General features: G+C 45.4%; 12 protein-coding genes. 7 read left to right on the top strand and 5 right to left on the bottom strand.

Annotated elements, in window-relative coordinates:
- Position 1 precedes the first annotated feature (1 nt).
- The 3 genes from IC612_RS09385 to IC612_RS09375 all read left to right on the top strand — a co-directional run bounded on the left by IC612_RS09385 (position 2) and on the right by IC612_RS09375 (position 4,284).
- Positions 2 to 1,828 (top strand): hypothetical protein, encoded by a 1,827-nt coding sequence (locus IC612_RS09385; RefSeq protein ID WP_194739930.1) that lies wholly within the window; start codon positions 2 to 4, stop codon positions 1,826 to 1,828.
- 62 nt (positions 1,829 to 1,890) lie between these two features.
- Positions 1,891 to 3,249 (top strand): peptidylprolyl isomerase, encoded by a 1,359-nt coding sequence (locus IC612_RS09380; RefSeq protein WP_194739929.1) that lies wholly within the window; start codon positions 1,891 to 1,893, stop codon positions 3,247 to 3,249.
- Positions 3,250 to 3,300: 51 nt separating this feature from the next.
- A complete protein-coding gene (locus IC612_RS09375) occupies positions 3,301 to 4,284 on the top strand; it encodes an NAD(P)H-dependent flavin oxidoreductase (RefSeq protein WP_407676054.1) in 984 nt (327 codons plus the stop codon).
- Positions 4,285 to 4,350: 66 nt separating this feature from the next.
- Here the strand turns inward: IC612_RS09375 and IC612_RS09370 are convergent, their stop codons facing one another.
- Positions 4,351 to 4,638 (bottom strand): rhodanese-like domain-containing protein, encoded by a 288-nt coding sequence (locus IC612_RS09370; RefSeq protein WP_194739928.1) that lies wholly within the window; start codon positions 4,636 to 4,638, stop codon positions 4,351 to 4,353.
- A 49-nt stretch (positions 4,639 to 4,687) separates the two neighbouring features.
- Positions 4,688 to 4,969, bottom strand: a complete 282-nt coding sequence (locus tag IC612_RS09365) for a rhodanese-like domain-containing protein (RefSeq protein ID WP_194739927.1) — start codon at positions 4,967 to 4,969, stop codon at positions 4,688 to 4,690.
- Positions 4,970 to 5,026: 57 nt separating this feature from the next.
- Here IC612_RS09365 and queG point away from each other — a divergent pair, with 57 nt between their 5' ends.
- Positions 5,027 to 5,968, top strand: coding sequence for a tRNA epoxyqueuosine(34) reductase QueG (gene queG / locus IC612_RS09360; protein WP_194739926.1), 942 nt, complete (start codon positions 5,027 to 5,029; stop codon positions 5,966 to 5,968).
- Positions 5,969 to 5,998: 30 nt separating this feature from the next.
- Here queG and IC612_RS09355 read toward each other — a convergent pair whose 3' ends face one another.
- The 3 genes from IC612_RS09355 to IC612_RS09345 form a co-directional block, all read right to left on the bottom strand.
- On the bottom strand, positions 5,999 to 6,499 hold the full coding sequence (locus tag IC612_RS09355; RefSeq protein WP_194739925.1) for a YceI family protein: 501 nt from the start codon (positions 6,497 to 6,499) through the stop codon (positions 5,999 to 6,001).
- A 67-nt stretch (positions 6,500 to 6,566) separates the two neighbouring features.
- A complete protein-coding gene (locus IC612_RS09350; RefSeq protein WP_194739924.1) occupies positions 6,567 to 7,898 on the bottom strand; it encodes a hypothetical protein in 1,332 nt (443 codons plus the stop codon).
- A 60-nt stretch (positions 7,899 to 7,958) separates the two neighbouring features.
- On the bottom strand, positions 7,959 to 8,489 hold the full coding sequence (locus tag IC612_RS09345; RefSeq protein ID WP_194739923.1) for a YceI family protein: 531 nt from the start codon (positions 8,487 to 8,489) through the stop codon (positions 7,959 to 7,961).
- 477 nt (positions 8,490 to 8,966) lie between these two features.
- On the opposite strand from IC612_RS09345, the gene IC612_RS09340 reads away from it, so the two are divergent.
- The 3 genes from IC612_RS09340 to bglX are packed head-to-tail and all read left to right on the top strand — an operon-like array spanning position 8,967 to position 13,701.
- Complete coding sequence (locus IC612_RS09340; RefSeq protein ID WP_194739922.1) at positions 8,967 to 10,031, top strand: SGNH/GDSL hydrolase family protein; 1,065 nt, start codon at positions 8,967 to 8,969, stop codon at positions 10,029 to 10,031.
- The gene (locus IC612_RS09335; RefSeq protein ID WP_194739921.1) at positions 10,024 to 11,397 is read left to right on the top strand and encodes a sialate O-acetylesterase; all 1,374 of its coding nucleotides are present in this window, start codon (positions 10,024 to 10,026) and stop codon (positions 11,395 to 11,397) included. The genes IC612_RS09340 and IC612_RS09335 overlap by 8 nt, the downstream gene beginning before the upstream one ends.
- Before the next feature lie 9 nt (positions 11,398 to 11,406).
- Entirely contained in the window at positions 11,407 to 13,701 is a 2,295-nt protein-coding gene (bglX, locus tag IC612_RS09330; protein ID WP_194739920.1) for a beta-glucosidase BglX, read from the top strand.
- The last annotated feature ends 41 nt before the right edge of the window (positions 13,702 to 13,742 follow it).

The raw sequence follows: 13,742 nt of genomic DNA, 5'->3' as shown, positions 1-13,742 counted from the left end.
CATGACGTACAATAAATTTATAGTGTTTGGCGCACTGCTTGCCTCGCAGTTGGTGTTTTCCCAGTATATGGTGGTAGGCAGCGACAGCGTTTCACTCAAGGACTTTAAGGCAGAAAATTTAGAAAACCTCCAGACTATAGGTGTGGAGAAGACTCTTAAATCTACCCAGGATTTTCTTTTGCTTCAGCAGATTGCCAAGGCAAATAAGGTAGATACCACACGGGCATTCCGCCAGCGAATGAACCAAACTCTAGCCGAGCTTAGGGAGAAGCATTTCTACCCAGAGAGCCTTAAAAATAAAGTGCTTTCCAATTTTGTGCAGGACAGTAAGACCGAGCGCAGCGTACTGGTCTTTACGGTGGAAAAATCCCAGCTGCCTTTTTACCAGACGGTATACAACCAGGTCGTCTCAGGACAAATTACCATGCAACAGGCTCTAAGAACACACCTTGGTAGTGAGCAGCAGCCCCTGTACCTAAAGCCTGGTGTTGTAGGACACCAGATGTACGAAGACCTAAAGAAGCTCACTCCCGGTACCTTTACAAAACTATACGATCAGGGCGAGTCCATCATGTTCGCGCAGCTGGTGGCCACGCGGCCAAGTCTTGGGTATATGATTTTTGGAAGCCTGGGGATTGATCCCTCTACCTCGTCCCAGAAAAAGCAGGAAATTCTTTCGCAGTTGCGTAAGGGAGTTCCCTTCAATGAAATTACTGCCAAGTACGGAACGACCGAGAACGAGAAAAACAACGGCGGCGTAGTCCTGGGATCGCCAACGCTACCCGACGCCGTATACAAAGCACTGGCCGGAAAGACCAAAGGATACTTCACCACCGAGCCGGTCGAACTTGCTGAAAAGCACTTCTATTTTTACATCTACGATGTGGTGCCTTATGAACTAAATCCAAACACCCGGGCACTTTTCCAGCGCGAGATGATGGCTTCCAATTACCAGCAACTCTTGGAAGAGGAGCTGGTAGCCCTTGAAAAGGCCTCTGGAAAATACCGTGAGTCCCCGGCTTTTGCAGCCGTACGTGCCTCTTTCTCAGGACTGAAAAATACGAAGAATCCTTCTACGGTGCTCGTTAGTTACAATGGTAAGGATATGACTGCCGGGGCACTTTTAAAACAAATTTCCCAGCAAGTGGAAACTCCTGAGAAACTTACTTCGGAGCAGTGGAAGAAACTCTTAGAGATGAACACAAACAGTTTTGTATTCCAGCATTACAACGTGGAGTTTCTAAGCCGCCCTGAAGTGCTTACTCCTCTACAGCAGCAAAGAAAAATGCTCTATTCAGAATATATTTTCACAGACTACCTAAGAAAACAAGTGGAAGATAATCCATCGTGGGTAAGTGAGTACTACGCCAAGAACAAGGATAAATACCTCTGGGAAACGCATGGAAAGGGAAGAGTAGCCATTGTATCCGATCCTAAGCTTGTGGGTGAAATCAAGAGCAGCATCAAGGACCCCAAACAATGGGAAGCCTTAAAGAAACGCTACGAGCAGAAAGTAGACAGCAAAGGCGTAGGACTGGTGCATTTTGAGCAAGGGGAGATGTCCAAAGAAGCAGATATCTTCACCAAACACCAGGTGCCTTTCACCCAAGGAGTGCATTCAGCGCAGTTAGGGGAGCGTACCGTGGTGATTGCTTTGGATCAGATCGTAGCCGAGAAACAGATGAGCTTAGAGGAATCTAAAGACTATATTAAGGATGCCCTTACGCAGCAGAGACTGGAACAAACCCTTAGTCTTCAGCGCTCTAGCACAAAGATAATCGTCGATAAAGCATTTATGGCCGATTTAGAGAAAAATTTTAAGAAATAATTATAATAGTTCTACGCCCCTGGCGTAGCTAAGAAGTTTAATTTTGCAGATTATATATACTTATGAAGTTAGCACAGAATAGAGCATTGGTTTTGCTTTTGGCATTGTTTTTCTTAGCAGGATCGATGGCCACCGCGCAGCAGATCCAAAAGGGTATGCTTGTGGACGGGATCACTGCCGTTATTGGTGATGAAATTATTTTGGAATCCGATATTGAAGAACAGATGAACTACGCGCGTCAGCAGGGAATTGCCGTTCCGGACCGCTGTACGTTTCTGGAAAATATGGTGAACAACAAGCTTCTTATCTATGAAGCCAAGCGCGATACCCTAATAGAAAATCGTTCGGCGGCTTTTAAGGAGAGTGCCGATAGCAAATACAATAATATCCTTTCCCAGTTCCCCGATGAGCGCACTATGCTTGCCACGTATAAGTTTCGTACTTCCTACGAGATGAAGACCGCAATTGAAAAGATCGACTCGGACCAGTACTACGGACAGCAAAAGTATATGCGCATCACCGAGAAGGTGGATGTAACTCCCAATGAAGTGACGGATTTTTTCAATACGTACCGCTACCAGTTACCAATGGTCAAGGACGAGGTGTCTCTGGCGCAGATTGTTATGTACCCCAAACTCACCGAGGCGCATAAGGATGAAATAAAAGCGAGGCTAATGAAGATGAAAGAGCAGATAGTTGCAGGAGAGAGCTTCGAGCAGATGGCGCGCATTTACTCGGAAGACCCCGGCTCGGCCTCCAATGGTGGCCTCTATACCAATGTGGCTCGCGGTAAAATGGTTAAGCCTTTTGAGGCCGCAGCGCTGAATCTTCAGGAGGGGGAGATTTCCGATCCGGTGGAAACTGAGTTCGGATACCACTTGATCCAACTAGTGAAAAAAAGCGGAAAGATGTACGATGCCAGGCATATTCTTCTCAAGGCAGAGCCCAATGCGGAGGAAATTGCAGCGGCGCGCAGTGAACTAGACAGTATACGTACCTTAATCAAAGAAGGCAAGATAACGTTCAAGGAAGCGGCTTTTAAGTTTTCCGACGACAAGAACACCAAATTCAACGGCGGGGTACTTACCTCCCCGGACGGCAGTGACAAAATCGAGAAACTAAATCTTCCCCCGACACTTTCCTACCAGATCGCCGGGTATAATCCGGGCGATATCACCGATGTGTTTCAGGACGAGTTAAATCAGCGCAAGACGGTTAATATTGTACGCGTCATTGAAGAAATTCCTTCGCACCAGCTGGATATTGCCACCGATTACGAGCGTATCAAGAATTTGGCCTTAGATAGAAAAAAGTCCGAGATGGTGGAGAAATGGGTGAAAGAAAAACTCCCGGATACATTTGTCTCTATAAACGAGCGGTATAACTCTTGCGCTTTTAAAGACGAGTGGAATAAGAAATAATATTTAGAACCGTATCCTTCAGATTCTCTGAAGGATTTTTTATTTTTGGGTATGAGTAATTTTATTGACTTTGGAATAGCAGAAAAACAGTATAAGGGCTTGGGGACTTCCATCACGCGTCTCTTTGGCATAAAGTACCCTATCGTGCAGGGCGGCATGATATGGCATTCCGGCTGGAAACTGGCCTCGGCCGTATCGAACGCCGGAGGGCTTGGACTGATAGGAGCAGGAAGCATGTATCCGGATGTTCTAAGAGAACATATACTCAAGTGCCAGAAGGCTACCCAAAAGCCGTTCGGAGTGAATGTGCCAATGCTCTATCCCAATATCGAAGAAATACTCTCTATTATCATTGAGTTGGGCGTAAAGATTGTATTTACCTCGGCTGGAAATCCTACTACCTACACCTCCATGCTCCAATCCCACGGAATCAAGGTAGCACATGTGGTGTCTTCCACTAAATTTGCCCTCAAAAGTCAGCAGGCGGGGGTAGATGCAGTCGTGGCTGAAGGATTTGAAGCGGGAGGACATAATGGCCGGGACGAGACGACAACGATGGTCTTGATTCCTTCGGTACGCCAGGCAATATCTCTACCCCTAATCGCTGCCGGTGGAATTGCCTTAGGTTCGCAAATGAAAGCGGCCATGGTGCTTGGCGCCGACGGAGTTCAGGTAGGTTCGCGTTTTGCGGCAACGAAAGAATCGAGTGGACATCAGGATTGGAAAGAACTTATCACCACACTCGAGGAAGGCGCCACTAAGCTCACCCTTAAAGAACTTGCTCCGGTTCGCCTTGTAAAAAATGCATTTTTTGAGGAAATTGAAAAAATATATTCTACCGGAAGAGATCCGTTAGCACTAAAGGAGCTCCTCGGTAGAGGTCGTTCAAAGAAAGGGATGTTTGAAGGGGATCTGAAAAACGGAGAACTGGAAATCGGCCAGGTCAGTGCACTTTTGCGTACTATTCCCTCGGCGGGAGAAGTACTAGAGAACATGCTATCAGAGTACCGCGCAGCAAGCATTCCCGAACTGTAAAAAAAACGAAGCCCCGAAAAGTACTTTTTCGGGGCTTCGTTTTTTTTAAGAGTTGTGGACTTAGCTTCAGTCTTCAAGTACTTTTAGTACGTCCTGAAATCCCCCGCCGTTGTAACCCTGTTTTAGTCCCTGAGCGTTTAGGTATTCCAGCGCACGACCACTACGGTTTCCACTTCTGCAGAATAGTACCACAGGTTTGTCTTGAGAGAGAATTTCCTGCTTTCTTTCTTCAACTTCTCCCAGAGGGATGTTCACCGCTCCAGGTACCTCGCCGTCCATTTCCAGTTCCATCGGTTCACGAACATCCACCAAATGGTAGTTGCCGCTTTTAAGTACATTTGATAGTTCTTCCATTTCAATAAATTTGCTAGCGAAGTTACAAAGTTATTTTCTAATTCTTCTCTTAAGCTATCATGTGACGCAGCATAATGTAGCTCCCTGCATTGAAGACCTCAGGTATTTGTTTGCTTTGCAAATAGCTGCTTACTCCTTGCGAGCGTCCTCCGCTCTTGCAGAAAATAAGTTTGGGTCCTTCGATGGAGCGGATTTCTTCCAGTCGGGCTTCGATTTGTCCCGTAGGAATATTTACGGCTCCTTCAATACTGCCGTCCAATTGCAGTTCAAACGGTTCGCGTACGTCGATCAGGGTATAGTTTTTTTGTGCTAAAATGTCTTGTATATTCATATGTATGTTATTTTACAAGGCAAAATTACTTTTTCCACTACCTTTGCAGTGTAACTTATGATACATAACCCACACAACCTCTCCCAGTTACTCAAATCTACGGCCAAGCGGTACGGATTTAAAAGCTGCGGTATATCTAAATCCGGAGCTTTGGATAAGGATGCGCGGCAGCTGGAGGAATACCTTAAAAAGGATTTCCACGGACAGATGCACTACATGGCCAACCATTTTGAAAAGCGCACCGATACTACTAAACTGGTGGAGGGCAGCCGCTCGGTAATCTCCCTTCTCTATAACTACTATCCTGCAAGCCCTATAGATACCTTGGACAACCTAAAGATATCTAAGTACGCCTACGGACAGGACTACCACGAAATAATAAAAGGTATCTTAAGGGAAATGGTGGAGGAATTGACTGGAGTAGTGGGGGACTTCTCGTGCAGGATATTTGTAGATTCCGCCCCCGTGCTTGAACGGGCATGGGCCCGAGAATCCGGTCTGGGTTGGGTCGGAAAGAATGCCAATTTGATTACCCGAGACCAGGGATCTTTTTTCTTCCTTGCCGAAATAATTACCGATTTGGAGATTGCCCCGGACGGTCCCATCAAAGATTACTGCGGTACCTGCAGGCGCTGTATTGAGGCGTGCCCGACCCAGGCCATTGTAGAGGATAAGGTGGTGGACGGAAGTAAATGTATTTCTTATGCCACTATAGAGCTTAAGGACGAGCTTCCGGAGAGTTTTCGGGGAAAGATGGAGGAGTGGATGTTTGGATGTGATATTTGCCAGGACGTGTGCCCGTGGAACCGGTTCTCTAAGCCCCATTCTCAGGTGCTTTTTGAGCCCTCTAAGAAGCTCACTATGCTGAAGAAAGAAGATTGGAAAGAACTTACTCAGGAGGTTTTTTCAGAGATATTTCGAAAGTCGCCGGTAAAACGCACCAAGTTTGCGGGCCTGAAGCGCAATATCGAGTTTATTACAAAGAACGATATTTTGTAGTGGGAGCTATAGGGCGTACTGAGTAGTCTTCTAGGACTTTGCCAGAAGGCTGAAGGAAAGGTCCAGAGTATCCTTTACTTGAATGGTGCCACCCATTCGTTTGGGTGGGGTGATTCCAAAATCACTGAATTTTACCGTTTTACTTCCCTGAAGGACGCGGTCGTCTGAAAAGAAGGTAACGTCGTAGAGCTTTGCTCGGTTCATAAGACGTACCTCAATCTGCGCGGCGTAGTAGTTACTGGTATTGATTTTTCTGAGTTTTATAAACTTTACGCTCATCTTTGGATGGGTGTCTGCATGGAGGGTTTTTCTAAAATCCGCTGTCATCATGCGGTTTCGGCAATCGAAATCGTCCACTGCAAGGGAGAAACTCTGCGCGGACTTACTGTCTAAATCCACTACGTGATTAAATCCCGTATTGGTGCACTTAAACGTGTTCACGTTGGTTTTCCCCAGAATCACCAGTGTGTTGGTCTGTGCACTCAAGGAAGTGGCAGCAAAGTAAAACAGAAAATAAAGTAGGTGTTTCATGGCGATATATCAAATGGAAAAAGGGCAATTTTCGTGCCCTTTTTCCCTTGAAAAACTAAAGTTATAATTAGAAACCAATAGTTGCTTCTAGCATCACTCCGTTGAACTTACCACCGTTACGTGGGCTGGTAGCTCCCCATACAGTTCCTTCGTTGTACTGTTGGTTCACATACTCAACTTTTGCAAGTACATTTGGAGTCATGTACCAACCGCCACCAATGTTGAAACGGTCGATCTGTCTCTCAGCAGCGCCCTCGTAGTCTTCTCCGCTGATGGTATTATATTTTCCACCGAAGTAGAACTGCTCTTTTGCTCCGAATCTATAAAGTAATTCTGCAGCGATTTGGTCGTACGATCCATCGGTAGGTCTCTTCGCTCCGTTAAGGAGTTTGTTTCCTGTTACGCGCTCATAGGTTCCGAAGAATTCAAGTCCTTGGTATTTTACGAACGGGTTAATCTGGATAGCAGTCATTTCTTTTAGACCAGGGTTGAATCTACCGGTATCGGCGTTGCTTTGTCCCAATGCATCGTTCGTGGTAAGAAGTACGTAGTAGTAACGGGAACCTGCTCGGTCCGCTCCGTAGAGGTAACCTCCTGTGGAAAGACCATTGGTTTGCATTACGGATCCTGTAAGACGTACACGTAGATCTTGGTCAATCTGCTTGTCGTATCCAATCTTAGCATAGATGGAAGGTTTGTTGTCGTTTGTTCCTTTTACCGGAGTTTGGTTTAGTTTACCATTGGATACCCCAACCATACCGATGAAGTTGTTTTTAAAGTAGTATGCTTCCAAGAACGGCTCCGTAGTGAAGTTATCCATGATAAGGTTTCCTACAAATGGGTTGTTGATCGCTTTAGCATTGTCGGTTCGTCTGAAGTGGGAGTCCCCGTAGTTTATTTCATCCATACCCACTTTAATCCTTGCGTTTTCCATAAGGCCAGATAAAAGACCTTCAGATATGAAATCCAAGTTGTCTATTTGTAAGTATCCTCCTTTCACCCAAGCTTCATTGTGTCTACGGGCTGACAAATACGTTCTTAAGTGTAGTTTAACGCCTTTTGCAAGATATGCATTCACGTCTAAGTTGGCAGTAGGAAGGTTCACGTCGCTACCCAAAGTGAGTAACTGTGCAGGAGTAGTGGTGGTTCCCACGGTACCTAAGTTTGTAGCTTTGGTTTCGTGGTCAAGCGCTTGGAATTGTAGTGCGAAATCCCCACCGATGGAAACTTTTACGCCGTCGTATTCGGGAGCCTGAACTTTAGGGTCTTCAAAAATATTTCTTTGGTACTTCTCAGGGGCCAGGTATTCTCTCATAGAGCCGTTGGTTTCCTGGGCTGTGATCAGTCCGCTAGTTAACATAATAGCTGCAGCGGAAATTTTAAAGAATGAAGTTTTCATTGTATTATAATTTATTGGTTCCTAATTGAGTTATTTTTTATTCTGTGTCAGTGTCTTGTACTAGTTGGCCACTATGTTTACTTTGATAGTCACGGCGTCTCCGGTTTTAACTCCCATAAAGCCTGGAGTCTGCATTCCGAACTCACTCATTTTTACGTTTTCTGTTCCAGTAATGGTGTACGATGCACCGTTTTTGGTCACACTAACTGGGAAGGATACGTTCTTAGTCACACCTGCGATGGATAGTTTTCCACTTACGGTACTCTTACCCACATTTATTGAAGCGGCGCTAAAAGTGATGTTAGGAGCATTATCTGCTTTTAAAGCATCGTGCGCTTTGTTATCCATCATTTTTCCTTTAGTGCTTTTAAGGTTCTTTGCTGGCATGGAGAAGGATACTCCTGTGAGAGTGTTTCCACTCACATTGGCCGAAAATTTCGCTGCACTGGAAGTCATGGTCCAATCGTGCATAGGTGAAGTTCCATCCACGGCAACCTTTACAGACTTACCGGTAATGTTCTGTGCCATAAGGACACCTGAAAATAATCCTAGTGCTAAAGTGAAGATCTTGATTGTGTTGAACTTTTTCATTGTATGTAACTTTTATTGGTTTCTTTTTCTTGTACAAATGTATAACCCTTTTTTGTTAGTTGCTAATAAGTTGGCTTTATTTTTATATGATATATGTCAAATTTTGGCAAATAATTATTTAATAATAATCTAATACGCAATAATGATATAAATATTATAATTTTAAATGTTGTTTTAGTGTTTAGTTAATGTTAAAAGGAGTAATCTGTTGATAATAAGGAAATACCTAGTAGAGGGTATATGATGAATATCATAACAACATTTTGCATTTGTAATTAATAAAAAATATATTTTGCATGATTCAATGAATAATAGGTATAAAATTCTCAATATCTTTGCGATATACGTGAAGAAGTAAGGATAACCTTAGGATAGTGAAAGTCGCATTTCTATTGCAATATTTCACCATACAATGACGGTTTTGTATTAAAAGCGGAATTCAATATTATGTAGCTTTATTGAATAAATTTAAACCCTATGTGCATTAGAGTTTTCCTACTCCTTCTTCTTAGTCTTTTATCTGCTTGTAGTACGTCACAGTCTCTTCAAGAGTCTTTCTCTTTTAGTACCGGTGGTCGAGTGCAAATCCATCCGGACGGCCCTCTAATTGAATTGATAAGCGCAGGATCGTACGTGGAACTTCGCTCTGCGGGTGGAAACGAGTTGGTCTTAGAACTGGAGGAGGGTCATGAAAAGTACGGTTGGTATGTACTAGAGCTCGATGGGGTCTACGCAGAGCGAGATAAAGTGTTCCTGGGCGCGGAGAAAAAACTCAAAGTGCCTAAGGGCGTGAAAACCGCCCGTATTTACAAAGCTACGGAAGCTTCCAATGCGGAAATTACGGTACGAGTTCCCAAGAACTTTAAAATGCACGCAACTCCAAAAAAGAAAAAAATTGAATTTATCGGAGATTCCATTACTTCTGGGATGGGAAACGATACTACCATAGCGTGCGGTTCAGAGAACTGGTACGACCAACATAATGCCTACTATTCTTATGCTGCTATCGCAGCGCGCATGGTCGGTGCGGATTTTTTACTTAGTTCGGTCTCCGGGATGGGTATGTACCGAAACTGGAATACCGAATACAGGGAAGAGGACTCCATGCCGGAAGTATACCAATACCTGCATCTGTCCAGAGCGAAAGAAGGGGAATTTGACAATAGCTTTGCACCCGACGTAGTAGTTATAGCGCTGGGAACAAATGATCTTTCGCGCGGAGACGGAAGTAAGTTTCGAAAGGATTTTGACTACAACCATTTTGTGCGTCGCTATAGAGAATTCTTAGAGTTAGTTTCAAAAAAGTATCCCTTAGCAGAAATTGTGCTTTCCAACAGTCCAATGCTTCACAGTAAGGATAGTGAACTGTTGCAAGAGGCATTGAATGAAGTGCGTGCGAGTGTGGTTTTTTCCTCCCGTGTACACCTTTTTCGCTACGAGAACATTGTTCCAACCGGGTGTGGATACCATCCCTCCATAGTCCAAGACCAACAGATGGCCTTGCAGATTAGTCCTTTATTAAATACATTGCTTTATGAATAAATTTGCTCTCTTGCTGGTGTTTATTTCCTTCTTGGCACCTGCGAAAATTACCTTACCCCATCTGTTCTCTGATCATATGGTACTGCAACAAAATTCCACGGTCCGGATTTGGGGTACAGCAGATCCCAACGAACCTGTAGCACTAACTACGGGGTGGGATAAAAAAACCTACACTACTAAAGGAGACAGTTACGCTAAGTGGTCTCTGGAAATTAAAACCCCCTCGTACGGTGGACCCTATACCCTTACGCTAAAGGGCTACAATACCATTGAAATTAACGACGTAATGGTAGGGGAAGTGTGGATTGGATCCGGTCAAAGTAATATGGAAATGACCCCTGCCTGGGGAATTGAAAATGGTCCAGAGGAGATAGCACAGGCCCATGCGCCCCATATTCGTTTTTTTAAACTCGAAAAATCCACGGCGCCTTCTCCGCAAATCTCCGCGCAAAGTGCATGGCAGAGCGTCACTCCCGAGGTAATGAAAAACAACAGTGCGCTGGGCTATTTCTTTTCCCAGCGGCTAAGCAAAGAACTACAGGGGGTACCGGTAGGATTCATTGTCAGCGCATGGGGAGGGTCCCCGGCAGAAGTATGGATTCCCGAAGAAGAATTTTCAGAAAATAAGCTTGCGCAATCCGAGCTAGAGAAGCTCGAAACTTCGGATGCATGGCCTTCCAAGGCGGGAGCAGCGTACAATGCAATGGTACATCCATTGCTCCCGTACGGATTTCACGGCGTGTTATGGTACCAAGGAGAAAGCAATACGGGATCGCAATCGTATGACAATACTTTAGAAACTTTGATACGTTCCTGGAGAAAACAAGCAGGCCGAGAATTTCCTTTTTATGTGGTGCAAATTGCCCCCTACAACTACGGCGCGCAGTACGATGGGGGAGCGCGCATACGGGATGCCCAGAGAAGAATCCTTAGTGTAGCGCACACGGGAATGGTGGTGACTTCTGATCTCTCTACCACCGACGATATCCATCCAAAACAAAAGAAGCAGCTAGGGGAACGCTTAGCCGATCTTGTGCTTTCCAAACGTTTCGCACGCTTGGATTTAGTTGCTGAGGGTCCACTGCTAAAAGAGGCAGTGGTACGGGGTAGAAAAATGGTGCTTTCCTTCCATAACAGTCAAGGAATGTATGTAAAAGGGGGCACTAGATCTCCACTCTTTGAGCTTGCAGGTGAGGATGGGGTCTTTCATCCGGCCCAAGGTGTAGTGAGGAACGGCACAATAGAGGTGTACTCTAATGCGGTTAAAATTCCTCAAAGGGTACGCTATGCTTGGAAGAATACCGATCAGGCAGATATATTTAATTCTGCCGGCATACCGATGTCCACTTTCACAACCGAATACTAAAATAGAACTATGATACTCAAGAAAAGAATTTTATTGCTACTGACTATGGGAGTAAGTATAACAGGTGCGGCGCAGGAGGCGCTCTATAAGGATCAGAAAAGACCCATTGCCGAAAGGGTGGAATTGTTATTGAAAGAGATGACCCTCGAGGAGAAAGTAGGGCAAATGAACCAGCTGAATGGGTTTTGGGATGTGACGGGGCCAGCGCCTAAGGAAGGTACTGCAGAACTTAAATACCGTCAGCTTGAACGAGGGCTGGTGGGTTCCATGCTGACCGTCCGAGGTGTGGAGCAGGTCCGTGCTGTCCAGAAGATTGCCGTGGAAAAGACCCGGTTAAAAATTCCACTGATCATAGGATTTGATGTGATTCACGGCTACAAGACCATCAGTCCAATACCTTTGGCAGAGGCTGCCAGTTGGGATTTGCAGGCCATAAAGAATTCGGCGCGCGTTGCTGCTCTTGAAGCCTCGGCAGCAGGTATTAACTGGACCTTTGCACCCAATGTAGATGTGACGCGCGAACCCCGGTGGGGCAGGATCATGGAGGGGGCAGGGGAAGACCCCTACCTAAACAGTAAGGTAGCGGTAGCAAGAGTTCAAGGTTTTCAGGGTGAATCGAGTGAAGACCTTAAAAGTCCCCATACGATTGCAGCCACATTGAAGCATTTCGCAGCTTATGGGTTCGCTGAGGCCGGTAAAGAATACAATTTGGTAGAAATATCCAATGCAACACTGCACAATATTGTTTTACCTCCTTTCAAAGCGGCAGTCGAAGCCGGAGCACGAAGTGTGATGAACTCCTTTAATGTCATTAATGGGATACCTGCCACGGCAAGTACTTATTTGCAGCGTGATTTGCTGAAAGAAGAATGGGGATTTAAAGGCATGGTGGTTAGTGATTATGCCTCAATACGTGAGCTTATAGCCCACGGGTACGCAAAAGACGAACAGGATGCCGCTTTAAAGGCAGTGGAAGCGGGCTCGGACATGGATATGGAGTCCTATCTGTATGTGGAGCATCTCGCAGACTTAGTTCGTGAAGGTAAGGTACAGGAGTCTCTAGTGGATGATGCGGTGCGCAGAATCCTCACCTTGAAGTTTGAGTTGGGGTTAATGGATAATCCTTATTTGTATCTGGACGAAGAGCGTGAAAAGAAAATAACAGGAAGCAAAGAGAATAGGGAAGCAGTACTGGATGTTGCTAAAAAATCCATCGTTCTTCTTAAGAATGAAAAAGGTATTTTACCTCTTAAGAAAAAGGGACAGAAAATAGCACTTATTGGATCCCTGGCGGCAGATAAGAATTCTCCACTAGGTAGCTGGCGCATTGCCTCGGACGACAATACCGCAGTCTCCGTACTGGAAGGTATGCAGGCCTATAAGGGCAACTCATTGGTATACTCCAAAGGGGCCGATGTGAGCGTGGGAGCGGTGAGTTTTACCACGGAGGTAAAGATCAATACGACGGACCGCTCGGGGTTTGATGAGGCGATAAACGCGGCGAAAGAATCTGATGTCGTAGTAATGGTACTCGGTGAACATGGTTTTCAGAGCGGAGAAGGAAGAAGCCGAACCGACCTGGGACTTCCGGGACTGCAACAGGAGCTACTGGAAAAGGTATTTGCGGTGAACCCAAATGTAGTTCTGGTACTTAATAACGGACGCCCCCTTACCATTCCATGGGCGGCGGAACATGTTCCAGCCATTGTTGAAGCGTGGCATCTGGGCACCGAATCGGGCAACGCCATCGCGCAGGTGCTCTACGGGGACTACAACCCAAGCGGAAAGTTGCCGGTAAGTTTTCCACGGAATGTAGGACAGGTTCCTATCTATTACAACGAACTTAGTACGGGACGCTATACCAATACCGACGGTCTGGTCTTTTGGTCGCATTATATCGATTCGGAAAAGACACCACAGTATGTTTTTGGACATGGCCTTAGCTATACCTCATTCTCTTATTCGAATCTTTGGACAGAAAAATCACTCTACGGTATGGGAGAAAAAATCACGGTTCGCGTAGAGGTAGCTAATACTGGAGAGAGGAAGGGAGTGGAAACGGTGCAGCTCTACATCCATGACAAACATGCTTCCATCGTACGGCCCCTCAAGGAGCTTAAAGGCTTTAAACAGGTAGCGCTTGCCCCAGGAGAGAGTAAAGTGGTGGAATTCGTACTAAGTGAAAAAGAACTGGGTTTCTACAACAACAATGGGGACTATATCGTGGAACCAGGTGCATTTACTATAATGGTCGGAGGAAGTTCCAATCATAGTCTTGAGAAGCTCATTACTTTGGAGAAATAACAGAGAGCATTGCCCCACATTAAAAAATATCGCCACAACCT

Source organism: Planobacterium oryzisoli, from assembly GCF_015354315.1.
In the GTDB taxonomy this organism is placed as follows: Bacteria; Bacteroidota; Bacteroidia; order Flavobacteriales; family Weeksellaceae; genus Planobacterium_A; species Planobacterium_A oryzisoli.
Note: the sequence above shows the minus strand (reverse complement) of the source record. Positions and strands in the feature narration are given on the sequence as shown.

What these genes read in the sequence shown, in the direction of transcription:
- IC612_RS09340 (WP_194739922.1), top strand. Translation starts at nt 8,967, where the DNA reads ATGTGCATTAGAGTTTTCCTACTCCTTCTTCTTAGTCTTTTATCTGCT.
- IC612_RS09355 (WP_194739925.1), bottom strand. Translation starts at nt 6,499, where the DNA reads ATGAAACACCTACTTTATTTTCTGTTTTACTTTGCTGCCACTTCCTTG.
- IC612_RS09345 (WP_194739923.1), bottom strand. Translation starts at nt 8,489, where the DNA reads ATGAAAAAGTTCAACACAATCAAGATCTTCACTTTAGCACTAGGATTA.
- IC612_RS09385 (WP_194739930.1), top strand. Translation starts at nt 2, where the DNA reads ATGACGTACAATAAATTTATAGTGTTTGGCGCACTGCTTGCCTCGCAG.
- IC612_RS09350 (WP_194739924.1), bottom strand. Translation starts at nt 7,898, where the DNA reads ATGAAAACTTCATTCTTTAAAATTTCCGCTGCAGCTATTATGTTAACT.
- queG (WP_194739926.1), top strand. Translation starts at nt 5,027, where the DNA reads ATGATACATAACCCACACAACCTCTCCCAGTTACTCAAATCTACGGCC.
- IC612_RS09335 (WP_194739921.1), top strand. Translation starts at nt 10,024, where the DNA reads ATGAATAAATTTGCTCTCTTGCTGGTGTTTATTTCCTTCTTGGCACCT.
- IC612_RS09370 (WP_194739928.1), bottom strand. Translation starts at nt 4,638, where the DNA reads ATGGAAGAACTATCAAATGTACTTAAAAGCGGCAACTACCATTTGGTG.
- bglX (WP_194739920.1), top strand. Translation starts at nt 11,407, where the DNA reads ATGATACTCAAGAAAAGAATTTTATTGCTACTGACTATGGGAGTAAGT.
- IC612_RS09375 (WP_407676054.1), top strand. Translation starts at nt 3,301, where the DNA reads ATGAGTAATTTTATTGACTTTGGAATAGCAGAAAAACAGTATAAGGGC.
- IC612_RS09380 (WP_194739929.1), top strand. Translation starts at nt 1,891, where the DNA reads ATGAAGTTAGCACAGAATAGAGCATTGGTTTTGCTTTTGGCATTGTTT.
- IC612_RS09365 (WP_194739927.1), bottom strand. Translation starts at nt 4,969, where the DNA reads ATGAATATACAAGACATTTTAGCACAAAAAAACTATACCCTGATCGAC.